This is a genomic window from Vannielia litorea (genome assembly GCF_900142295.1).
GTDB classification, from domain to species: domain Bacteria; phylum Pseudomonadota; class Alphaproteobacteria; order Rhodobacterales; family Rhodobacteraceae; genus Vannielia; species Vannielia litorea.
The window spans coordinates 259,267-281,685 of sequence record NZ_FSRL01000002.1 but is presented as its reverse complement, the minus strand read 5'-3'; the positions used below and the strand labels follow the sequence as shown (position 1 = coordinate 281,685).

Here is a 22,419-nt window from a genome sequence, read left to right as displayed (position 1 = left end):
CATGAAGGCGCTGTTTGCCCATGGGGCGCATGATCTGCGCCTCGAGGACTGCGAAGCCATTTCCCCCGGGCCGGGCGAGGTTGCCCTGCGCATGTCGCGCGGCGGCATCTGCGGCTCCGACCTGCACTACTACCACAACGGCGGCTTCGGCACGGTCAAGCTGCGCGAGCCGATGATCCTCGGCCACGAGGTGTCAGGCACGATCACCGCGCTCGGCGAGGGCGTCGTGGGTCTCGCCCTGGGCGATCTCGTCGCCGTCAGCCCATCGCGGCCCTGCGGCGCCTGCGCCCAATGCCTGCGCGGGCTGCCCAACCAATGCCTGAACATGCGCTTCTACGGCTCCGCCATGCCCTTCCCGCATATCCAGGGCGCCTTCCGCGAGGAGCTGGTGGCGATGGCCTCCCAATGCGTGAAGGCCGTGGGCCTCTCCGCCGCCGAGGCCGCCATGGCCGAGCCGCTGGCCGTCTGCCTCCACGCCACGCGCCAGGCCGGCGACCTGTTGGGCAAGCGCGTGCTCGTCACCGGCTGCGGCCCGATCGGTCAGCTCTGCATCCTCGCCGCTCGCCGCGCCGGGGCGGCCGAAATCGTGGCAACCGATATCGCCGCCCCGGCGCTGGCCGCCGCCGCCACCTCCGGCGCCGACCTCACGCTGAACACGGCCGAAGACCCAGAGGCGCTCGCCCCCTACACGGCGAACAAAGGCACGTTCGATGCCGCCATCGAATGTTCCGGCGCGCCCCAGGCGCTGGCCGCCTGCATCTCCGCCCTGCGCCCGCGCGGCACGCTGGTGCAGCTCGGCCTCTCCGGCGACATGTCGGTGCCGATGATGCAGGTCACCGCCAAGGAGCTCTCGCTCAAGGGCTCCTTCCGCTTCCACGAGGAATTCGCCATCGCGGTCGCCCTCATGCAGAAGGGCCTGATCGACGTGGCCCCGCTCATCACCCACAGCTTCCCGCTGGCCGACTACGCGCAAGCCTTCACCACGGCCTCCGACAAGTCCCGCGCGATGAAAGTGCAGCTCGAGTTCTGATGTTCACCTTCTTCGCCGCCGTCGTCTTCCTCATCATCACCCCCGGCCCGGGCGTGCTGACAACCGCTGGCGTCGGCTCGGGCTTCGGGTTCCGGCCCGGCCTGCGCTATGTCACCGGCCTCTTCATCGGCAACAATCTGGTGGGCCTCGCCGTCATCACCGGGCTGGCCGCCGTGGTGCTCTCGGTGCCCGCCATCCGCATCGTGCTCACCGTCGCCTCGGTGGCCTACCTGTGCTACCTCGCCGCCAAGATCGCCTTCGCCGGCAGCAAGATCGCCTTCGTCGAGGCCAAGACCGCGCCCGGCATGCTGAACGGCGTGCTGCTGCAAACCATCAATCCCAAGGCCTATGCCGTGAACACCGCGCTCTACGCGGGCTTCCCCTTCCTGCCCGACAATCTCGTGCTGGAGACCGTGGCCAAGGTGCTGATCCTCAACGCCGTCTGGATTCCCGTCCACCTCGGCTGGCTCTGGGCCGGGGCCACGCTGCACCGCCTCAACCTGCCCGAGAGCGCCCACCGCAAGATCAACTACGCCATGGCCGCCTCGCTGCTGGCCGTGGTCGCCCTCGCCCTCTACGCGAGCTTCCTCAAATGACCATTGCCAAGGCCATCACCCGCCTCGCCTTCCTCGGCGACCGCCTCGTTACCACCGGGGCAGTGCGCGACCAGCATGGCCAGAACGAAACCTATTACCCCGACACCCCGCCAGATGCCGTGGCCTTCCCCGAGACCACCGAGGAGGTCAGCCGGATCCTGCGCATCTGCCACGAGGAGGCCTGCCCCGTCGTCCCCTACGGCGCCGCCTCCTCGCTCGAAGGCCAGCACCTCTGCACCTCCGGCGGCCTCTCCCTCGACATGAACCGCATGGCGACGGTGCTCGAGGTCCGCGCCGAAGACCTCAACTGCACCGTCCAGCCCGGCATCACGAGGCTCAGGCTCAACGAGGAGCTGCGCGCCACCGGCCTGATGTTCCCGGTCGATCCGGGCGCCGATGCCTCCATCGGCGGTATGGCGGCCACCCGCGCCTCGGGCACCACCGCCGTGCGCTACGGCACCATGCGCGAGAACATCCTCGCGCTGGAGGCGGTCATGGCCGATGGCACGATCATCCGCACCGGCACGCAGGCCCGCAAAAGCTCCACCGGCTACGACCTCACCCACCTGCTGATCGGCTCCGAGGGCACGCTCGGCATCATCACCGAGCTGACCCTGCGCCTTCAGGGCATCCCCGAGGCCACGTCCGCCGCCACATGCCGCTTCGACAGCGTCGAGAACGCCGTCAACTGCGTCATCGCCACCATCCAGTCGGGCCTGCCGATGGCCCGCATCGAATTGCTCGACGAGATGATGGTGAAGGGCTTCAACGCCCATTCCGGCGCGGGCCTGCCCGAGGTTCCGCATCTCTTTCTCGAGTTCCACGGCACCCCCGCCGGCGTGGTCGAACAGGCCGGAACCTTCGGCATGATCGCCGAGGACTTCGGCGCCTCGGGCTGGCAGGTGGCCGAAAAGGCCGAGGAGCGCACCGCGCTCTGGACCATGCGCCACAAGGCGCATTACGCCTCCGCCGCGCTCGGCAAGGGCAAGCACCTCTGGCCCACCGACGTTTGCGTGCCGATCTCGCGGCTGGCCGAGGCCGTGCTCCAGGCCCAGAAAGACGCCGTGGCGCTTGGCCTCACCTCCACCATCGTCGGCCATGTCGGCGACGGCAACTTCCACGCGGGCGTCAGCGTCGACCCCGCCGACGCCGACGAGATGCACCGCGCCGAGGCCTTCACCGGCGCGCTGGCCCGCACCGCGCTGCGCCTTGGCGGCACGGTCTCGGGCGAGCACGGCATCGGCCTGGGCAAGCAGAAGTACATGGCCGAAGAGCACGGCGCCGCGCTCACCTACATGCGCGCCATCAAGCAGGCCTTCGACCCGAAGAACATCCTCAACCCCGGCAAACTTCTGCCGCCAACCAACGAGGTGCCCCATGCTGCCGCAGAATAGCGATCAGGCCGTTCTGGCCGCCCGTGTCTGGAAACCGGGCACCGGCCCCTGCATCGTGAGGCTCGAGGCCAACCGGGTGATCGACATCTCCTCCAAGGCCATCCCCACCATGCAGGCCCTGCTCGAAACCGAGCGTCCGGCCGACGTTGCCCGCTCCGCGCCCGGCAACTTCCTCTGCACCGTCGACGAGCTGGCCGCCGCCTCCACCGAGCGTGCCGGCCCCGATGCGCTCCGCCTCCTGGCGCCGGCAGACCTTCAGGCCATCAAGGCCTCCGGCGTCACCTTCGCCGAGTCGATGGTCGAGCGGGTGATCGAAGAGCGCGCCGCGGGCGACGCGGACCGCGCCGAGGAGATCCGCGCCCGCGTCAAGAGCCACATCGGCGAGAGCCTCTCGGGCATCGAGCCCGGCAGCGACAAGGCCATGGCGGTCAAGCAGGTGCTCCAGCAGGAGGGCCTCTGGAGCCAGTATCTCGAGGTCGGCATCGGCCCCGACGCCGAGGTCTTCACCAAGTGCCAGCCGATGGCCGCCGTGGGCCAGGGCGCCGCCGTGGGCCTGCACCCGATGTCGAGCTGGAACAACCCCGAGCCCGAGGTCGTCCTCGCCGTCTCCTCTGCCGGCAGGATCGTCGGTGCCACGCTCGGCAACGACGTGAACCTGCGCGACGTCGAGGGCCGCTCCGCCCTGCTGCTGGGCAAGGCCAAGGACAACAACGCCTCCGCCGCCCTCGGCCCCTTCCTGCGGCTCTTCGACGACAGGTTCACCCTGGACGACGTGCGCCGGGCCCATCTCACCATGAGCGTGACCGGCGAAGACGGATTCACCCTCGAAGGCTCCTCCAGCATGGAGAAAATCTCCCGCGACCCGGCCTCCATCGTGAGCCAGACCATCGGCCGCCATCACCAGTATCCCGACGGCTTCTTTCTCTACCTCGGCACCATGTTCGCCCCGGTGAAGGACCGCGACGCCCCCGGCCAGGGCTTCACCCACCACCCGGGCGATACCGTCTCCATCTCCACGCCGCTGCTCGGCACGCTCACCAACACCGTCCGCCTCTCCACCGAGGCCCCCGAGTGGACCTTCGGCACCTCCGCCCTGATGCGCAACCTTGCCCAACGAGGCCTGCTATGACCCTCTACGACGACACCCAATGCAACCTCGGAGAAGGCCCGCTCTGGCACCCGGAGCGGGGCGAGCTCTTCTGGTTCGACATCAACAAGCACCACATGCACACCCAGCGGCGCGGGCAAACCTTCACCTGGGAGTTCCGGCACTTCGTCTCCGCCGCCGGCTGGGTCGACCGCGACACCCTGCTGATCGCCTCCGACACCGCGCTCTTCACCTTCAACCTCGTCACCGGCGACCGCGAGCAGATCACCCCGCTCGAGGCCGACATCCCGGGCACCCGCGCCAACGACGGGCGGGCAGACCCGCAGGGCGGCTTCTGGATCGGCACCATGAGCTGCACCAAGGAGCGCGGGGCGGGCGCCTACTATCGCTACTACCGCGGCGAGCTGCGCCAGCTCTGGGGCAACTGGACGATCCCCAACGCCACCTGCTTCTCGCCCGACGGCACCACCGCCTGGATCGCCGACACGCCCGAGGGCAAGATCTGGCGCGTCGCGCTCGACGAGCACGGCTGGCCGAAGGGCGAGCCCGAACTCTGGCGCAACATGCCGGCTGAAAGCTACCGCCCCGACGGCGCGGTCTGCGACGCGCAGGGCAACCTCTGGATCGCCCACTACGGCCACGCCAAGGTTACCGTCCACGCCCCCGACGGCACCGAGCTGCGCAGCCTCCCCGTGCCCGGCAAGAACACCACCTGCCCGGCCTTCGGCGGCGAGGATCTGAACCAGCTCTATGTCACCACCGCCATCCAGAACGATCCCGCCCCGGCGCCCGAAGACGGCTGCACCTACCTGCTGGACCCCGAGGCCACCGGCCAGGCCGAACATCGGGTGATCCTGTGAGCCGCCTCCTCTGCATCGGCGAATGCATGGTCGAACTGGCCCAGACCGGGCCGGACACCTACCGCCGCGGCTTCGCCGGCGACACCTTCAACACCGCCTGGTACGCCCGCCGCTGCCTGCCGCCCGAGTGGGACGTGGCCTATGCCTCCGCCGCCGGCTCCGATGCCACCTCCGCCGAGATGGCCGCCTTCATGTCGCGCGAGCGTGTCACGCCGATCCTGCGCGAGATCCCCGAGCGCACCGTCGGCCTCTACATGATCGCCACCAAGGACGGCGAGCGCAGCTTCTCCTACTGGCGCAGCCACTCCGCCGCCCGACTCCTGGCCGACGATCCCAACTGGCTGGTCGAGACCATCGGCTCGGCCCAGATGGTCCACTTCTCCGGCATCACCCTGGCCATCCTCCCGCCCGACCAGCGCGTGCGCCTCTGCAACGCCCTGCGCTCCTCCCGCGCCACCGTCAGCTTCGACACCAACCTGCGCCCGCGCCTCTGGGAGAACGAAGACGACATGAAACGCGGCCTCACCATGGGCGCCTCCGCCGCCTCCATCGTGCTGCCCTCCTTCGACGAGGAAACCGCGCTCTTCGGCGACCCCACGCCCGAGCACACCGTCGCCCGCTACCGCGAGTCCGGCGCCTCCATCATCGCGGTCAAGAACGGCGGCGGCGCGCTGACCCTCGCAACCCCCGAGGGCATCACCGAGATCGCCGCCGAGCCGGTCGAAAAGGTGATCGACAGCACCGCGGCGGGCGACAGCTTCGCCGCCCGCTTCCTTGCCGGCCTGGCGCTGGAGGAGCCGCCTGCAGAGGCGGCCCGCGCCGCCATGGGGCTCGCCGCACAAGTCATCCGCGCCCCCGGCGCGCTCGTCCCATCCATCTTCCAGGGAGACCCAAAATGAATATCCTCATCATCGGCGGCGCAGGCGTCGTCGGGCAAAAGCTCGCCACCTCCCTCGCCGCCAGGGGCACCCTGCGCGGGCAGGAAATCTCCCGCATCACCCTGGCCGATGTGGTTGCCCCCACCGTGATCGAGGCCCCCTTCCCGGTCGACACCGTGAAATGCGACATCACCGACCCGGCCTCGATGGCGGCCACCATCGCCGCCGATACCGATGTCATCTACCTCCTCGCCGCCATCGTCTCCGGCCAGGCCGAGGCCGAGTTCGACCTCGGCTGGAACATCAACATGCACGGCACCATCAACGTACTCGAACGCGCCCGCGCGCTCGGCACCAAGCCTGTCGTTGTGTTCTCGTCGTCCGTGGCTGTCTACGGCGGCGACACGCCCGACCCGATCACCGATTTCTCCTCGCTGAACCCGCAAACCTCCTACGGCGCGCAAAAGGCGATCGGCGAGATGATGGTCACCGACTACTCCCGCAAGGGCTTCATCGACGGCCGCGCCTTCCGCCTGCCCACCATCTCGGTGCGCCCCGGCAAGCCCAACGCGGCGGCCTCCTCCTTCATGTCGTCGATCTTCCGCGAGCCGCTGAACGGCGTGGCGGCCAACTGCCCGGTCGATGACAGCTTCCCGCACTACTACCTCAGCCCCCGCAAATGCGTGGAGAACCTCATCATCGGCGCCGAGATCCCGGCCGAGGATTTCGGCCCCAACCGCGCCGTGCAATTGCCCGGCCGGATGTGGACCATCCGCCAGTGCATCGACGCGATGACCGCCGTGGCAGGCCCCGAGCCGGCAAAGCTCATCACCTGGAACGACGATCCGGTGATCCGGCAGATCGTGAAGGGCTGGCGCTTCGACCTGCGCCCCGAAAAGGCGCTGCGCCTCGGCATGTCCGCCGATGACAGCTTCGAGGACAACATCCGCTACTACATCGAGGATGACCGCCCCTGAGGCGGTTGTCGCCCCCATGCGCCCGCTGCTCGCCGCCCTCCTCCTGGCCTTCGCCACCAGCGCAGAGGCCGCGCCCCGCATCCTCTGCACCCTCGTTGCAGAGGCGGGCAGCGGTGCCGTGCTGCTGGAGGAGGGCGATTGCAGCACCCGCACCACCCCCGCCTCCACCTTCAAGCTCGCCCTTGCAGTGATCGGCTATGACGCGGGCTTCCTCACCGGCCCCCAGGCCCCCGTCCTGCCCTTTCGCGCGGGCGACCCCGATTGGGGCGGCGCGAACTGGACGCGCGACACCAACCCCGCCGACTGGCTCCGCCACTCCGTCGTCTGGTACTCGCAGCGCATCACCCATGCCCTCGGCGCCGAGGCTCTCACCCGCTACGCCCGCGCCCTCTCTTATGGCAACGCCGACTTCTCCGGCGATCCGGGGTTTTCCAACGGGCTCGACCGCGCCTGGATCGCCTCCTCCCTCGCCATCTCGCCCCGCGAGCAGGTGGCCTTTCTGAACGGGCTCGTCTCCGGCACGCTGCCCGTGACCGCCGCGGCCATGGCGCAGACCCGCGCCATCACCCAGAGCCACGCCACCGGCGGCTGGCTGGTGCATGGCAAGACCGGCACCGCCTATCCGCGCCGCGCCGATCGCAGCTTCGACTATGCCCGTGGCTACGGCTGGTTCGTCGGCTGGGCCGAGAAGGACGGGCGCACCCTGGTCTTCGCCCGGCTGACCCAGGCGCAGGAGCGCAGCGAGGGCTCGCCCGGCACCCTCACGCGCAGCCGGTTCCTGGCGGACTGGCCCGGCCTCGCGCCCTGACCGAGCCGGCGGCCGCGCCCCTGCCCCGGCGGGCCGAGCGCCGCCCGCCGCGTTAACACCTGCCATCCTGCATTTCTGCATATGTATGGGATGTGCATGGGTTGTGTATCGGTTGTGTATCCGGATTTTCGTGGTTAACCGTCACGCCGCACCGCGGCGCAACGGCATTTCCGCAAAGCCTCCGGGGGGCTAGTTGACCGGCGTCAGCAGGTCGTTTCCGGCCAGGAAGGCGCTGAGATTGTCGCGCTGGAGCTGCCCCATCGCCGCCCGCGTTTCCACCGTCCCCGAGCCTTGGTGCGGCTGGATCACCACGTTGTCCAGCTCGTAGAACCGCGGGTCGATCCTCGGCTCGTTCACAAACACGTCGAGCCCCGCGCCATAGATCCCGCCGCTCTTCAGCGCGTCGATCAGCGCGTCTTCATCCACCGTCGAGCCGCGCGAGATGTTCACCAGGATGCCCCGCGGCCCCAGCGCCTCAAGCACTTCTTTCGAAACGATTTTCTCGGTCGCCTTGCCGCCGACCGTGGCCACGATCAGGTAGTCCACCGCCGCCGCCAGGGCCTCCGGCGTGCTGTGGTAGGTCCAGCCCGGCGTCTCCTTCTCGGAGCGCGACCAGTAGTGCAGATCCATCTTGAACGGCACCAGCCGCTCGGCGATGTCGCGCCCGATCCGGCCCAGCCCGAGGATGCCCGCGCGGCCGCCGCTGACCTTCCGGTTCAGCCGATATTCACCCTTCTCCGCCCATGATCCCGAGCGCGCCCACTTGCTCGCATGCTCCATCTCGCGGCCGCACATCAGCAGCATGGCCACAGCCAGATCGGCCACGTCATCGTTGAGCACATCGGGCGTGTTTGTGACCTTGATGCCCCGTTCGGAGGCGGCCGCCACGTTAATACTGTCGTAACCAACCCCGAAGTTGGCGATGACGCCGAGGTTCGGCAGCAGGTCCATCGCCTCGGCACCGAAGGGCTTGTGCCCCTTGAAGGCCGCGGCCGTGATCCCCGCCCGCGCAGCCTCGTCGAGACTGCCGATCTCGGTCGTCTCGGCCAGAAAAACCGGGTCGAAGGTCTCTTTCAGCTTGGCCAGGTCGGCCTCGCTGTAGTTTCCGATGGCGATCACCTTGCTCATGGCCAATTCCTCCCCGGCGGCGCGTCAAATGGTATACCATTCCCTCCCACCGCACCGCCGGGGAGTCAAGCCGCTCAGCCTTCGCAGATCTCCTGCACCGACTTTTTCACCGCCTCCAGCGAGAAGACCTGATCCAGCCAGTCTTCCTTGAAGATCACGCTCTTGGCCTTGTCGATCGCCATCAGGGCGCCATCGCTGAATTTACCTTCGGGGAAGATGCCAAAGGCAATCGCCAGCTCGATCTTCAAATGCCCCAGCACGAAATCATGCGCCGCCGCCTCCGGCACGCCCATGCTCACCGCGCGGTCGGTCGCCTCGCGCAGCGCAATGCTCATCGTAGCGGCCACGGTCTCGCTCAGCGCGGGCTCCAGAACGGCGATATTTTCCAGCGTGCAGCGATGCGAGCGCACGACCGGCGCATAGATGATCTTCGCGATCTCCTCGCAGAGCGCATAATGCTCCTCCGGCCCCTGAATCAGGGCGCAGACAATCCCCTGCGGCGCCGCGATCCCGCCGAAGTAGTCGGCCTGCGCCTCCTTGGTCTCCTGCACTTCGAGGATGTGCGGGTGGCACGGATGGGTGCAGAAATAGGTGATGTCATCGCGCTCCGGCATCTCGCCCGCATAGGGCGCCGCCGCGTCCAGCACGATCACCGCCGCACCGGGCTTAAGCTTGTCGACGAAGCCATGCGCGATCTTGCCGATCAGCCGGTCCGGCACCGCCATCAGCACCACGTCGGCATCGGCAATGGCGTTGTCGCCGTCGGTCACCGCATCCACGCCCACCTCGTCCTTCAGCCGCTTCCGGCCCGCCTCGGACACCTCGATATGGTCGATCTCGAAACGCGTGGGCTTGAGGTTCTGCGCCAGCCGCACCCCCATCTTTCCGCCCGCGCCCAGCAGCGCAACCTTGGTCATGTCATTCTCCTCCTGCGGCACCACCACCGCGTTTGATCCAGCCAAAATAGTCGTCCGAGCCCATCTGCCCGCCCTTCAGCGCCAGCTCGAGCCCGGCCAGGTTCTCATCTTCCGAATGTGCCCGGAGCAGCGCCGCACCGGGGATCGTGGGCGCCAGCGCGGTAAAGGCAAACAGCCCCAGCTCGCGGCTCGCGTGGCCGCTGGTGTCGCCGCCCGAGATCACCGCGCGCTTGAGGCCCGTCTCCCGCAGGAGGCGCGCCAGCACGCGCCCCAGCGCCGCCCCGATCCGCGCGTTCGCCTCTTCCATCCCGCCGGCAGGCACCGCCGCCCGCAGCCGCGCCACGGCAGGGTCATCCGGACCCTTCGCGGTGTAGATCAGCGGGTCGCGCCCTACGTTCAACGCCGCAATCGCAGCCTCGCAAACGCCGGTCACCTCGCCCCGCACGGCGGCCACCGCATCCAGCTCGATCCCCTCGAAGCCATGCGCCTCGGCCCATTCAATCTGCGCGGCCGTCACCGGCGAGACCGAGCCCGACACGGCAAGCATCCGCTCCACCGGCCCGGCGCTCTCCCCCCGGTCCTCGGCAGGCAGCCAGCCCCGCCCGCGCCAATGCTCCACCAAGGCGTATTCCACGCCCTGCGAGCCCACGGCGAGCAGCGGCGCGGCATCCCACATGCGCCGCCCGACCACGCCCATATCCGCATCCGTCATGGCATCGAACGACCACACCTCCGCCTCGGGCGCAGCCTCCGGATCCTCCAGCGACACCAGCCCGAAGCTCTTGCCGGTCTGCCGCGCCAGATGCCGTGCCACGTCGCTTTCATCCATCGGCGTCACCGGGTGCCGGGCCATCACCGGATGCCGGTCGAGCCGGAACACCCCGCCCGGCCCGCTGGCAAAGAGGTGCCCGAAGGCCTGGTAGCGCCGCATCTTCGGCGCGGCCAGAAGACAGGGGATGAACGGCCCCTGCACCACCTCCGCCCCGAGGTCGATCGCCCGGCCGATCGAGCCGATCTCGGGCGAGCTGTCCAGCGTCGAGCAGGTCTTGTAGTGCACCACCCGCGCGCCGGTTCCGGCCAGAAACCTGAACACGCGCGGCAACTCCCGCGCCATCCACTCGGGCGCATGCGACCGCGCCGTGGTGGCCACGCCCACCGCCCGCACGCCAGGAAACCGCGCCAGTTGCGCGGGCGTGGGCACGTCGAGAAACAGCACAGAGGGCACGCCTGCAAACTCCAGCACCTCCATGCTGGCCGCCGAGCCGGTAAAGTCGTCCCCCGCCCAGCCGATCAACGTGCCGCCAGGCAGGCTCACCCGAAGGCCTCCAGCGCACCCTTCAGCGCCGGGTGACTCGCCGCGTAATCTTCCGCCGCAACACCGGACCGGGCCGCCTCCCAGGCCTCCCGCAGCGAGGCCACGCCCGCTTCCGGTCCATCGGGATGCGCCATGATCCCGCCGCCCGCCGCGTGGATGCAATCGGCGTGACCGACCCGCCGGAAGGTCTCCGCCGCCTGCACCGCCGTCTGGCCCGAGGAGAACACCGGCATCGCCACGCAGGGCTTGTCGTCCCACAGCGGCGTGCCGACCGAGAGCGCCGAGGCCACCACGCTGGCATCCCCCTCCGAGAACTTGTTGCGCAGCCCGTTCACATGCATGTGGTCCGCCCCCGCAAGCCGCCAGAGCTTGCTCCACGCCGTATAGTCCCAGCCCAGCATCTCGGCGCGGCTCAGGTAGCCCCAGCCGCAGCGGTGCGCATGGATCGGCAGCTCGGAGTGGCGCGAAAAGGCGAGGAACCCGGCAAAGCCCACCGAGTTCAGCGAGACCATCGCGCAGGTGGCCCCAAGCTCCAGCAACAGGTCATGCCGCCTGCGCATTTCGTCCACCTCGCCGGTCAGGTTGAAGGCAAACATCACCTTCTTGCCGGTCTTCTCGGCATGGTCGTTCAGCACGCGCATCACCGCCCGCGCCCGGTCGTCGAACGGGCAGTTCGGCCCGTCACTCTGCAGCTCGTCATCCTTGATGAAGTCGATGCCCGCCCGCGCCAACTCTCCCGCCAGCGCCGCTGTTTCCTCCGGCCCAAATCCGACCGAGGGCTTCACGATGGTGCCGATGAGAGGCCCCTCGTCCACCCCCGAAAGCCGGCGCGTGCCCTCGATCCCGAACCTCGGGCCCGGGTAGGCCTCGCCAAATGCCCTTGGCAGCCGGATGTCGCACAGCCGCAACCCCGAGAACTGTCGCAGCTCGAACAGGTTGCCCGCCACCGTCGCCACGAGGTTTGGGATCGACGGCCCGATATTGCCCATCGGCCAGCTCAAGGTCACCTTCGCCCTCCTGTAGCGCTCGCCAACGGCGCCTCCGCCCAGCGAGGGCTCCGCCACCTCCCCGATGACCTCCAGCGCCTCGACCCGCGCCGCCGAGCGCTCGCGCAACTCCGGCGTCTCCCCGGGCACGGGCACGAAGGTGCCGGAAGATTGCTCCCCCGCCATCGCCTCTGCGGCCCTTTCAGGCTCTACCGGGGTTTCGATCAGGTAGTCCGCTTCGATGCGTTCACTCATTGGAAGTGGTCCTGGTGATAGAGTTCGTTGGCGCGCTCGAGGTGGTCGCGCATGGCCTGCGCCGCCGCCTCCGGTTGTCCCGCCGCGATCGCGTCGAGGATCACGCGGTGCTCGGCCAGCGTCAGTTGCTCCAGCCCGCGCTTGCGCACGCCTTCCACGTGGAAGTCGCGCATCCAGTCGAACACGCCTGACACGAGGGTCTCGAAGATGGGATTGGCAGAGATAGCAGCGATCCGGCGGTGGAACTTGCCGTCGATCTCAAGAAACTTCTCCGGCTCCTCCGAAGATAGCTCCTGGGCCGCCAACAGCGCCTCCAGCGAGGCGATGTCCACCTCGCTGCGCCGGCGCGCGGCGATCCGGGCCATCTCGGCCTCCAGCGCCGCGCGGGCCTCCTTCAGATGGTCCATCGAGGAGGTATGGGCGAGCAGGTGCCGCACGCCGGTCCCGAGCTGCCCGATCAACCCGTCGAGCGACGGCTCCGCCACTCTTGGCCGCCCGCCATGCCGGATCTCGATGACCCCGCGATGCTGCAAGGCCTGCATCGCCTCTCGGATCGCCGGCCGCCCGATCTCGTATCGCGCCATCAGCTCCCGCTCCGAGGGCAGCGCGTCGCCGGGGCTAAGGCCATCCTCGCGGATCAGCCGCAAAAGACGGTCCTGCACCTCGTCGGCCAGCTTGCGTGGCCGAATGCTGTCGGGTTTATGCGAATCTGGTAAACTCATCATACCAGTTGCTAGCGCAAGCGCCCGCCTCTGCCAAGAGGCCCGCGGGGGTCAGATGTCCTGCGCCGCCTTCAGCCAGCCTAGCGTCGGCTCGGTCGGTCCGCCGGGCTTGTATTCCGCACCCAGCGGAACCGCCCAGCCCAACGCCGTCAAGTGCCTGTAGATGTGGGCAAAATTCACCTCGCCATGGTCCGGCGCGCCCCTGTCGGGCACCGCCGCGATCTGGATATGCCCGATCTTCGGCAGCAGCCGCTCCAGCCGATGGCTCAGGTCTCCTTCCATCAGCTGCACATGGTAGCAGTCGAACATGATCTTCAGGTTCTCCGCCCCCACTTCAGCCAGAATCGCCTCGGCCTGCGCGGTGGTGGACAAAAAATACCCCGGCGCGTCGTAATGGTTGATCGGCTCGATCAGGATGGTCTTGCCTAGCCCATCCGCCTTGCCACAGGCATAGCCCAGGGCCTTCACGAAGGTGTCGTGGTCGCCGCCGAACCCGGCCATCACGTGCACCTTCCCGGTGCCCGTGGCCTCGGCATAGTCCAGCGCCTGGTCGATCGCCGCGCGCGCCTCCGCCTCGCGCCCAGGTACGGCAGAAAATCCCATCTCGCCCTTCGCCGGATCGCCCCGCGAGGCATTGAGCCCCAGCATCTCGAGCCCCGTCTCCTCCAGCGCGGCCTTCACCTCCGTCGCGGGCACCGCATAGGGCCAGTGGCACTCCACCGCGTCGAACCCGGCCGCCCTGGCCGCACGGATCGCATCCGGCAACGGCAATTCGCTCCACAGAAACCCGAGATTGGCCGAAAACCTCATGCGTCCCACTCCAGGTTGAACTTGCTCACCAGCGCCTGCACCTGGCCCCCATCAAGGCCGCGCGCGCCCATGCCCCGCGTCATCAGCGCCAGCTTCGCCGTGGCCTCCAGCTCTTCCACCGCGTTGCAGGCGGCCTCCACGTCCTTGCCGGCCACCACCGGCCCGTGGTTGGCGAGCATCACCGCGCTTCGCTTGCCGGCAAGCCCGCGCACCGCTTCGCCCATTGCCGGATCGCCCGGCAGGAAGAAGGGCAGCAGCTTCACCCGGCCCAGCAGCATAACGCCGTAGGGCGTGAGCGGCGGAAGAAAATCCTCCTCGTCGGCCTCGAGCATCGAGAGCGCCACCGAATGACACGAATGCAGGTGCACCACCGCCCCCGCCGTGCCGCGCGTGTCGTAGAAGGCCGTGTGCAGCGGCATTTCCTTGGTCGGCTTGTCGCCATCCACGTGCGCCCCCGCCGCGTCGAACCGCGCCAGCCGCGCCGGATCGAGGCGGCCAAAGCTCGTGCCCGTGGGCGAAACAAGCAGCCCGCCATCCTCCGTCCGCGCCGAGATGTTGCCGGTCGAGCCATGGGTCAGCCCTCGGTCGAAGAGCGACTTCGCCAGAAGGCAGATCTGCTCCCGCAACGCAGCCTCGCTCATGCCAGCATCCCCAATGCATCGGCAAAAAAGCTCTCCCGCCCGAAGTTGCCGGACTTCAGCGCCAGCGCAATCTCCTGGCCGCCCGAAACACAACCGCACCAGGGCACGCCCGGCGCGATCTCTCGGCCCACGTCGAGCCGGGACACGCCCAGCGCCTTGGTCACCGCGCCCGAGGTTTCGCCCCCCGCCACCACGATCCGGCGCGCGCCCTGGTCGCGGGCCTGCACCGCCAGCGCGGCCAGTGCGGTCTCCACCACCTCGCCAGCCCGCCCGGTACCCAGCTCGCCCTGTGCCCGGCGCACCGCCTCCGGCTCTGCCGTGGCATAGATGATCGGCGCCTTGCCCATGTCCTGCCGCGCCAGCCAGTTCGACGCCGCGCCGTGGCCCTCTGCCGCCAGAACCAGCGGATCGAGCCTGAAGGCCGGGCCGCCATAGGCCGCCACCTGCGCCCGCGTCATGGCCGAGCAGCTGCCCGAGAGCACCACCGCCCCGGGCCCCACCTGCGCCACCGTAGCCTCGCGCGCGCTGTCATCGAGCAGACCCGCCTCGCGGTAGAGCGCCGGCAGCGGCATGGCCAGCGCGGAGCCGCCCGTCATCAGCGCCATGTCTCGGCCGGCGCGGGCGATCACCTCAAGGTCGGCATCCGCCACCGCGTCCACCACCACATGGGCCGGGGCCTGTGCGAGCGCCTCGGCCAGCGCCTCTGCCCCTCGCGCCACCGTGAGCCTGTCCACCAGACCCACCTCGCGCGTCACCTGCGGTGCGAGCAGCCGCATCAGGTTGCTGTCGCGCATCGGCGTCAGCGGATGGTCCTTCATCGGGCTCTCCGCCAAGGGCTGCTGCCCGACGAAAAGGTTGCCCATGAACACCGAGCGCCCGTTCTCCGGAAAGGCCGGGCAATACACCGTGCGCTCCGCGCCCAGCGCCGCCATCAAGGCCTCCGCCACGGGGCCGATGTTGCCCTGCGCCGTGGAATCGAAGGTGCTGCAATACTTCCAGAAGAACCGCTCCGCCCCGGTGCCGCGAAGCCAGTCGAGTGCCGTCAGCGCCTCCGACACGGCCTCGCTCACCGGCGCGGTCCGGATCTTCAGGGCGACCACCTCGAAGGGCGCATCGCTCTCGTCCCCTTCCGGCACGCCGATCCGCAGCGAAACCTTCGCCCCGCTCCTCGCAAGCAGGCCGGCCAGATCGGTCGCCCCGGTGAAATCGTCGGCAATCGCCCCAAAAATGGCCATGCTACTCCTCGTGAATTCCGTCCACCGTGAAGACCCCGCCCTGATACACCACCTGAGGCGCGTCGATGGCGGGCATCTCCTCCATCTGCTCCACAACGGCGCGATAATCTTCTGCCCGGTCCTGCGGCTCCCAGCCGAGGAATCCGACCTCGCGGTTGTCCCACCAGCCCGTCGCGTTGTTGGAGGCCCCGTAGATGATCGGGCAGCCCAGCTTGGGCGCGCGGAACACGCATTCGATCAGCCGCACGAAATCGTCGTAGCTCATCCAGCTCGCCAGCATCCGCCGATTCTTCGGCTCGGGGAAGCAGGAGCCGATCCGCACGCTTGCCGTCTCGATCCCGAACTTATCGTAATACATCGAGGCCATCGCCTCGCCGAAGACCTTGCTCACGCCGTAGAGCCCATCGGGCTTGGTCAGCGCATTGGCATCAAGCCGCGTGCTCTGTTTGTGAAAGCCCACAGCGTGGTTGGAGCTGGCAAAGATCACCCGGTTGCACCCGGTCTTCCGACAGGCCTCGTAGAGGTTGAACACTCCGTCTATGTTGGCGTTGCGGATCACCGACCAGGTATCCTCGATCGAGCGGCCGCCAAGGTGCACGATCCCGTCGCAGCCGCGCACCAGGTCCTCTACCGCGGCCTTGTCGCCAAGGTCGCACACCACGACCTCCTCGTTCTCTCCGGCCGGCGGCATGTCGACCACGTCAGAAAGCCTCAATGTCTTGGCCATATGCTTCAGACGGTCGCGGCAAACGGTGCCAAGGCCGCCCGCGGCGCCGGTGATCAGTAGTCGGTTCATCATGTCAGTCACTCCCTGTCGGTTTTATGCGCGTGGCGGGCGAGGAAGGCCAGAGCGGCCGCCGCAATTTCAGAGGTTTCCCCGTGGCCTGCATCGGGCTGGAGATAGGTCATGAGCCCTTCGCGCGGCAGCTTGGCAAGCGCAACATCGCGCGCGGGCTTCGGCGTGAGATGGTCGGCACCGCCATGCGCGTGGCAGCTGTGCCCCCCCGGATGCCGCCCCTTCCCGGCAGGAGACATGAAGCCACCCTCCGTCCGAGGCTCCGCCGGCCGCCTCTCCACCTGCGGCGCGAGTCTCATCAGGTGTAGCCGTAGGAGCCATCCGGCCGCACCGGCAGCTTCCGTTCCCAATGGATGTAGCGGTCGGTCGCAAGATAATCCTCGTCGATCTCCACGCCCCAGCCAGGCCGATCCGGCCGTAGCTCAAGGTGGCCATCCACCGGCATGTAGGGGTCCTTCACATAGCCCGCCGCATCACTGGCTTGCACCAAGTCGCGCGTCAGGAAGGCCGAAGTGCCCGGCAGCCGGTACTCGAGAATCTTGAAGTTGGGCTGGGCGGCGCAAAAATGCACGTTCACTGCTGTCGCCAGCGGCCCCATCGGGTTGTGGGGCGCGACGTTCACGTAATGCGCCTCGGCAATCGCCGCAATCTTGCGCATTTCCAGCAAGCCGCCGACGGCACAGATGTCCGGCTGGATGATGTCTGCACCTTTCACCCCGAGCAATCGGTTGAATTCGAAGCGGGAATAGAGGCTCTCGCCCGTGGCCAGCGGCACCTTCAGCTGCCGCTTCAGCTCGCCCCAGGCTTCGATATTCTCCATCCGCATCGGCTCTTCAAAGAAAAGGGGCCCAAAGGGCGCCAGAGCATTGCCTATGTCGATGGCCTGATAAGGCTCGAACAGCCGGGCATGGGCGTCAAAGGCAAACTCCGCGTCAGGGCAAAGTTCGCGCAGCTCCGCCACCCATTCAGCGGTCTTGCCCACCACCCGGTGCCAGGGCTCGGCATGAATGTCGCAGCGGTAGGGCGAGAGCTTGAAGGCGGAAAAGCCCCAGCGCTCCGAGTGCTCCGCCACATGGTCGCGCACCTGCTCGGCATCGGGGGCCGAATAGACCCCCTGATACACGCGCACCCTGTCGCGCACATGCCCGCCGAGCAGCTTGTAGACCGGCACGCCCAGCGCCTTGGCCGAGATGTCCCACAGCGCGTGGTCGATCCCCGCGATGGCCGCGAGCCCGAGCGCCCCGGGCGGAAAGCGGCTCTGTTGCAGAAGTTTCAGGATCAGACGCTCGATCCGCGTCGGGTCTTCGCCTTCGATCTGCAGGTAGAGATACTCCAGCAGCGGCGGCAACGCCCGGTCGGGCCCGTGGTTGTAACACTCGCCCCAACCCGTGATACCCTCGTCGGTATCGACTGCCACGATCACCCGCGGGCGATCTCCGTCGCGGCTCATGAAGCTCCGCAACCCGGTGATCTTCATCCAGCGAATCTCGCCTGCTCCACACCGCTCACGCCCAGTCCCGTCACCGCGAAGAGATTGCCATCCAGCGCATCGGGCATATCGGAACCGATGGAGGTGACGTAAAGAACGTCGAGGTTGCGGCCACCGAACATTGGCTTGGTCGGTCGCTCGATCGGCATGTCGATGATCCGGTCCACCTTGCCCTGCGGCGTGATCCGCACCAGTTGCGCGCCCGAAACGCCCGCCATCCAGTAGCAGCCATCTGAATCCACCGTGCCCCCGTCCGGCCGGCCGGCAACCTCGCGCGTGTCAAAGAAGACCCTGCGGTTCGTGGGGGTTCCGGTGTCGATGTCGTAGTCGCAGGCCCAGATGGTGCGGACCAGCGGGTTGCTGTCGGAGTAATACATCGTCGTCCCGTCAGGCGAGAAGGCGAGGCCGTTGGTGGTGTAGACCTTGTCGAAGAAGGGCGTGACCGAGCCGTTGATCGCGTAGCGGTAGAACTGGCCAATCTGCTCCGGTTCTCCCCCGTCCTTCATGGTGCCGGCCCAGAACCGCCCTTGCATGTCGGTGCCGCCATCGTTGAAACGGTTGCCGGGCCGGTCGCCCTCCGGGTCCGAGAGAAAGGTTTTCGTCGAGGTGTCGGTGTCATAGAGGTAGAAGCCCGACTTCGCCGCCACGATCAGCCCACCGGCGTCGCGCCGGGCAAGGCAGCCGACGGGTTCGCCGAAATCATGGATCTGGTCGCTGCCGTCCTCGCCGGTGCGGTGGATCTTTCCGCCGGAAATATCTGCCCACCAGAGCGCCTGGTCGCCCACGTCCCAAACCGGCCCCTCGCCAAGCTGCGCCCGGGCGGGCACGGCCACTTCAACCTTCACGCTCATTCTTCGCTCCCTCTGAATACACGCCGTTCCGATGCCTCGATATGCTCCGCCATCGCCGATCTTGCCGCCTGGGCGTCGCCTGCCGCGATCGCCTCGAAGATCTTGCGGTGTTCACCGCCCATCGAGATCTTGCCTTGCCGGTAGCCCGTCACGCCGAGGCTTCGAACGAACTTGCCGATGAAGAACATATGCGCCCGAAGCATCTGCAGGGTATCAACCAGGAACCTGTTGTCAGACAACTCGGCGATCCGTGTGTGAAACTGCGCATCCATCTCGATCGTCGACGTGCCTTCGCGCACGCTGTTCTCCATATCTTCCAGCATCGCCTCGAGCGAGGCAATTTCCTCCGGAGCGGCTCGCTCGGCAGCAAGCCCGGCACTCTCGACCTCTAGCACTTTGCGGAAGGCGATATAGGCCGCGATGTCGTCGATGCTCTGCAGCGGAGCAAATCCGCCCGCCTCGCCCTGGCCACCAGCGCTCACGAACGACCCGGCCCCCTGTCGTGACACGATCAGCCCGTCTTCACGCAACCTGGCCAGCGCCGCGCGAATCACCGGGCGCGACACTCCATGCTCCGCCGACAGGTCCTTTTCTGCCGGCAGCTTTCCTCCCAGAGTGTAGTGCCCGCTGCGGATCTGCCCGAGCAGCCGTTCGTAGACCTCGCCCTCCAGGCGCCGCGAGCTTGCGGCCTCTCCCCCGCCCGATGTGTCGTTGGCAATAGCGTTCATCAGCGAAAACTCCCGGATGCCGACTTAGCACTCGATCCGCAGGACAACATCACACAATTTGTTTGATAAGCTGTCGCCCGAATGGTGACGCAGGCACGCCGAGGCTCGGAAAGGCGATAGCACAGGGAGGAAAATCCAAGAGACCGGACTGGCGGTTCTCGTCTGTGGGCGCTCCTTCCGTGGGCGTCTCCGTGCCGCCACTCACTACGGTGGGGCGAGGCCCCTCCATGGCCGAAGCCGTTGTCGCGCGCAATCCGCCGCCCCTGACGCAACGGCGGGGTGATTGCCCCAACTGCGCCAGCGCGATGGGCAGGCACTGGCCGGGGCCGGACCTTTGGCCGGCCCAAGCTCTGACCGTCAATCGGGGAAGTAGGCGGGATGTTCGGCGCGCAGCCTTTCGAGGCGGCTGACGGTCTGGCTGAGGTGCTGGCGCACGGCACCGACGGCGGCCTCGGCATCGCCGGCGCGGAGGGCCTCGATGATCTCCTTGTGCTCGCGGATGATGCGCGTGACCTTGCCGGCATCCCACATGTCGAGCCGGCGGAGGCGGTTGAGGTGGCCGGAGCGAGAGCGGATCAGGCGATGCAGCCCGGCGTAGCCCGCGGCGGAGAGCAGCGCCTGGTGAAAGGCGTCGTCGATATCCTGGAACACCCCGATGTCGTCGCCGTTGGCCACCACCATTTCCTGCATGGAAACAAGGGTCTGGAGACGGGTCATGGCGCTTTCGTCGATGTTGGCGGCGAGCTTGCGGACAACCTCGATCTCGACTGCGCGGCGCAGGAAGTGCGCCTCTTCGATGTCGTTTGGGTTGATACGGGTCACCACCGTCTTGCTCTGGGGGAAGATATCGACCAGCCCCTCGGCCTCGAGCTTTTGCAGGGCATCCCGCAGGGGGGTCTGGCTGATGCCGTATTCGCGGGCCAGCTCGGAGCGGCCCAGAACGGTGTCGGGCGGGAGCTGCAGCGAGATGATGCGGCGGCGCAGCGAGGCCAGCGTGCGGCTGGACGCGGTCTGTGCCGCATCCTTCGTCTCGGAGCCGATTCCGAGGCGGGCGATCACATCTGCAAAGGCGCCCTGGTCGTTCATACTGGCGGTCATACTCCTGCAATTGGCCTATCAAACCAGCCTCCGACAGGCATTGCAACCTCGGAAGCACTAATATATCAGTTGCCGCGACACGAGCTCGAGACCGGGAGGAAGCGCCATGTCGTTCACTGAAGAGATCCGCGAACGCCTGATGGGCGTTTCCGTCGCCACCCTGGCCACCGCGCTCTACAAGCGCGGTTTGCGCAACCAAGTGCTCCAAGACGTGCGCCCGGTGGCCGCGAAGGGGCGCAACATGGTGGGGCCGGCGTTTACGCTGCGCTACATCCCGGCACGGGAGGATCGCAACACGCTGGCGGTTTTCCGCGATCCGAATCACCCGCAGCGGCAGGCCATCGAACAGTGCCCGGCGGGGCACGTGATGGTGATGGACAGCCGGAAGGACCCGCGGGCCGCATCATCGGGCGATATCCTTATCACCCGGCTAATGGTGCGTGGCGGCGCGGGCGTGGTGACCGATGGCGGATTTCGGGACGCGGGCACCATCGCCGGGCTCGACATCCCGGCCTATCACAACCGCCCCTCCTCGCCCACCAACCTCACCCTGCACGAGGCCATCGAGATCAACGGGCCGATCGGCTGCGGCGATGTGGCGGTGTTTCCGGGCGACGTGATCGTGGGCGATTACGACAGCGTCATCGTGATCCCTGCCGAGATTGCCGAGGAGGTCAGCGCGGAAGCCGTGGAGATGACCGCCTACGAGGATTTCGTGGTGGAACAGGTGAAGGGCGGCGCGACGATCATCGGCCTCTATCCGGCCACCAAGGAAGAGAACCTGGCCAAGTTCGAGACTTGGCGCAAAGAGAACAATCGCTGAGGACAAGCCAATGCTCGACAATCAAGACCTGAAGGCCCGGATCAAGACCGGGCTGCTCTCCTTCCCGGTCACGCCCTTTGGCGCGGATGGGGGCCTTGCTGCCGATCCGTTCCGCAAGCACCTGGAATGGCTCAGCGATTATCCCGTTGCGGGGCTGATCGTGGCGGGCGGCACGGGCGAGATGTTCTCGCTGACGCCGCAGGAGATCGTGGATGTGGTGAAGGTGGCCAAGGAGGCCCAGCCCGGACAGCCGATCATTGCCGGCTGCGGCTATGGCACGCGGGTGGCCTGCGAGATTGCCCGTGGCATCGAGGCCGCCGGCGGCGACGGCATCTTGCTGCTTCCGCATTATCTCATCAGCGCCCCGGCAGAAGGGATCGAGGCGCATATCCGCGCGGTCTGCAAGGCCACCAGCATGGCCGTGATCGTCTACAACCGGGGCCAGGCGCGGGTGACGGAGGAGATGATCGCGCGGCTGGCGGACGACTGCCCCAACCTGATCGGGTTCAAGGACGGGACCGGCGACATCGACACCGTGCGCCGGATCACCGTGCGCATGGGAGACCGCCTCAGCTACATCGGCGGGATGCCCACCCACGAGCTGTTTGCCCAGGCCTACCGGGGCGCGGGGATGCCGACATACTCGAGCGCGGTGTTCAACTTCGTGCCCGAGACGGCGCTGGAGTTCCACGCGGCCTTCACCGCGGGCGACGACGCCAAGTGCGAGCAGATGCTGCGAGATTTCTACTATCCCTTTGCCCGGATCCGCGACCGGAAGACCGGCTATGCGGTGTCTGCGATCAAGGCCGGTGTGCGGCTCAGGGGCTTCGAGGCGGGGCCGGTGCGGAGCCCGCTGACCGACCTGACCGAGGAGGAAATGGGGCTGATGGAGCAGCTCATCGCGGGCCGCAAGTAGATCGGCCGGCAGGGTTAACGGGGGGTCGGTGATTCGAAAAGCATCGATACACAACCCG

The 22,419-nt window shown here is 67.7% G+C and carries 24 protein-coding genes; 10 read left to right on the top strand and 14 right to left on the bottom strand.

Features of this window, described 5'->3' with window-relative positions:
• Position 1 precedes the first annotated feature (1 nt).
• Genes BUR94_RS19300 through blaOXA form a run of 8 tightly spaced genes read left to right on the top strand, consistent with a single transcriptional unit; the run spans position 2 to position 7,651 of the window.
• Entirely contained in the window at positions 2-1,030 is a 1,029-nt protein-coding gene (locus tag BUR94_RS19300; protein ID WP_074258062.1) for an L-idonate 5-dehydrogenase, read from the top strand.
• Entirely contained in the window at positions 1,030-1,626 is a 597-nt protein-coding gene (locus tag BUR94_RS19295; protein ID WP_074258061.1) for a LysE family translocator, read from the top strand. Before BUR94_RS19300 ends, BUR94_RS19295 begins: the two co-directional genes overlap by 1 nt.
• Positions 1,623-3,020, top strand: coding sequence for an FAD-binding oxidoreductase (locus tag BUR94_RS19290; protein ID WP_074258060.1), 1,398 nt, complete (start codon positions 1,623-1,625; stop codon positions 3,018-3,020). The genes BUR94_RS19295 and BUR94_RS19290 overlap by 4 nt, the downstream gene beginning before the upstream one ends.
• Positions 3,004-4,149 (top strand): fumarylacetoacetate hydrolase family protein, encoded by a 1,146-nt coding sequence (locus BUR94_RS19285; protein ID WP_074258059.1) that lies wholly within the window; start codon positions 3,004-3,006, stop codon positions 4,147-4,149. Before BUR94_RS19290 ends, BUR94_RS19285 begins: the two co-directional genes overlap by 17 nt.
• Positions 4,146-4,988 (top strand): SMP-30/gluconolactonase/LRE family protein, encoded by an 843-nt coding sequence (locus tag BUR94_RS19280; RefSeq protein ID WP_074258058.1) that lies wholly within the window; start codon positions 4,146-4,148, stop codon positions 4,986-4,988. Before BUR94_RS19285 ends, BUR94_RS19280 begins: the two co-directional genes overlap by 4 nt.
• Positions 4,985-5,887: a sugar kinase gene (locus BUR94_RS19275; protein ID WP_074258057.1), complete on the top strand. Its 903-nt coding sequence runs from the start codon at positions 4,985-4,987 to the stop codon at positions 5,885-5,887. Before BUR94_RS19280 ends, BUR94_RS19275 begins: the two co-directional genes overlap by 4 nt.
• Positions 5,884-6,843 (top strand): D-erythronate dehydrogenase, encoded by a 960-nt coding sequence (denD, locus tag BUR94_RS19270; RefSeq protein WP_074258056.1) that lies wholly within the window; start codon positions 5,884-5,886, stop codon positions 6,841-6,843. The genes BUR94_RS19275 and denD overlap by 4 nt, the downstream gene beginning before the upstream one ends.
• Positions 6,844-6,859: 16 nt before the next feature.
• Positions 6,860-7,651: a class D beta-lactamase gene (gene blaOXA / locus BUR94_RS19265; protein ID WP_074258254.1), complete on the top strand. Its 792-nt coding sequence runs from the start codon at positions 6,860-6,862 to the stop codon at positions 7,649-7,651.
• Between the two features lie 189 nt (positions 7,652-7,840).
• On the opposite strand, the gene BUR94_RS19260 is transcribed toward blaOXA, so the two are convergent.
• From BUR94_RS19260 to BUR94_RS19195, 14 genes are all read right to left on the bottom strand, one after another.
• Positions 7,841-8,785 (bottom strand): 2-hydroxyacid dehydrogenase, encoded by a 945-nt coding sequence (locus BUR94_RS19260; RefSeq protein ID WP_245794649.1) that lies wholly within the window; start codon positions 8,783-8,785, stop codon positions 7,841-7,843.
• A gap of 68 nt (positions 8,786-8,853) precedes the next feature.
• A complete protein-coding gene (locus tag BUR94_RS19255; protein WP_074258054.1) occupies positions 8,854-9,696 on the bottom strand; it encodes a phosphogluconate dehydrogenase C-terminal domain-containing protein in 843 nt (280 codons plus the stop codon).
• 1 nt (position 9,697) lies between these two features.
• Complete coding sequence (locus BUR94_RS19250; RefSeq protein WP_074258053.1) at positions 9,698-11,011, bottom strand: four-carbon acid sugar kinase family protein; 1,314 nt, start codon at positions 11,009-11,011, stop codon at positions 9,698-9,700.
• Positions 11,008-12,252 carry a ribulose-bisphosphate carboxylase large subunit family protein gene (locus tag BUR94_RS19245; protein ID WP_074258052.1) on the bottom strand — a complete coding sequence of 415 codons (1,245 nt, stop codon included), beginning with the start codon at positions 12,250-12,252 and terminating at the stop codon, positions 11,008-11,010. Before BUR94_RS19245 ends, BUR94_RS19250 begins: the two co-directional genes overlap by 4 nt.
• On the bottom strand, positions 12,249-12,974 hold the full coding sequence (gene nanR / locus BUR94_RS19240) for a transcriptional regulator NanR (RefSeq protein ID WP_084193242.1): 726 nt from the start codon (positions 12,972-12,974) through the stop codon (positions 12,249-12,251). Before nanR ends, BUR94_RS19245 begins: the two co-directional genes overlap by 4 nt.
• 51 nt (positions 12,975-13,025) lie before the next feature.
• Positions 13,026-13,784 carry a hydroxypyruvate isomerase family protein gene (locus tag BUR94_RS19235; protein ID WP_074258050.1) on the bottom strand — a complete coding sequence of 253 codons (759 nt, stop codon included), beginning with the start codon at positions 13,782-13,784 and terminating at the stop codon, positions 13,026-13,028.
• Positions 13,781-14,425, bottom strand: a complete 645-nt coding sequence (gene otnC, locus BUR94_RS19230; protein ID WP_074258049.1) for a 3-oxo-tetronate 4-phosphate decarboxylase — start codon at positions 14,423-14,425, stop codon at positions 13,781-13,783. The genes BUR94_RS19235 and otnC overlap by 4 nt, the downstream gene beginning before the upstream one ends.
• Entirely contained in the window at positions 14,422-15,660 is a 1,239-nt protein-coding gene (gene otnK, locus BUR94_RS19225) for a 3-oxo-tetronate kinase (protein ID WP_074258048.1), read from the bottom strand. Before otnK ends, otnC begins: the two co-directional genes overlap by 4 nt.
• Position 15,661: 1 nt before the next feature.
• Complete coding sequence (locus BUR94_RS19220; RefSeq protein ID WP_217694080.1) at positions 15,662-16,459, bottom strand: NAD-dependent epimerase/dehydratase family protein; 798 nt, start codon at positions 16,457-16,459, stop codon at positions 15,662-15,664.
• Between the two features lie 5 nt (positions 16,460-16,464).
• Positions 16,465-16,695 carry a hypothetical protein gene (locus BUR94_RS19215; RefSeq protein ID WP_074258047.1) on the bottom strand — a complete coding sequence of 77 codons (231 nt, stop codon included), beginning with the start codon at positions 16,693-16,695 and terminating at the stop codon, positions 16,465-16,467.
• A 59-nt stretch (positions 16,696-16,754) separates the two neighbouring features.
• Positions 16,755-17,906 (bottom strand): mandelate racemase/muconate lactonizing enzyme family protein, encoded by a 1,152-nt coding sequence (locus BUR94_RS19210; RefSeq protein ID WP_281249230.1) that lies wholly within the window; start codon positions 17,904-17,906, stop codon positions 16,755-16,757.
• A 23-nt stretch (positions 17,907-17,929) separates the two neighbouring features.
• Positions 17,930-18,796: an SMP-30/gluconolactonase/LRE family protein gene (locus BUR94_RS19205; protein WP_074258045.1), complete on the bottom strand. Its 867-nt coding sequence runs from the start codon at positions 18,794-18,796 to the stop codon at positions 17,930-17,932.
• Positions 18,793-19,524, bottom strand: a complete 732-nt coding sequence (locus BUR94_RS19200) for a FadR/GntR family transcriptional regulator (protein ID WP_074258044.1) — start codon at positions 19,522-19,524, stop codon at positions 18,793-18,795. The genes BUR94_RS19205 and BUR94_RS19200 overlap by 4 nt, the downstream gene beginning before the upstream one ends.
• A 357-nt stretch (positions 19,525-19,881) precedes the next feature.
• A complete protein-coding gene (locus BUR94_RS19195) occupies positions 19,882-20,610 on the bottom strand; it encodes a GntR family transcriptional regulator (protein WP_084193240.1) in 729 nt (242 codons plus the stop codon).
• Between the two features lie 118 nt (positions 20,611-20,728).
• Here BUR94_RS19195 and BUR94_RS19190 point away from each other — a divergent pair, with 118 nt between their 5' ends.
• Positions 20,729-21,445 carry a ribonuclease activity regulator RraA gene (locus BUR94_RS19190; RefSeq protein ID WP_074258043.1) on the top strand — a complete coding sequence of 239 codons (717 nt, stop codon included), beginning with the start codon at positions 20,729-20,731 and terminating at the stop codon, positions 21,443-21,445.
• A 10-nt stretch (positions 21,446-21,455) separates the two neighbouring features.
• Positions 21,456-22,361, top strand: coding sequence for a 5-dehydro-4-deoxyglucarate dehydratase (locus BUR94_RS19185; protein WP_074258042.1), 906 nt, complete (start codon positions 21,456-21,458; stop codon positions 22,359-22,361).
• Positions 22,362-22,419 lie beyond the last annotated feature (58 nt).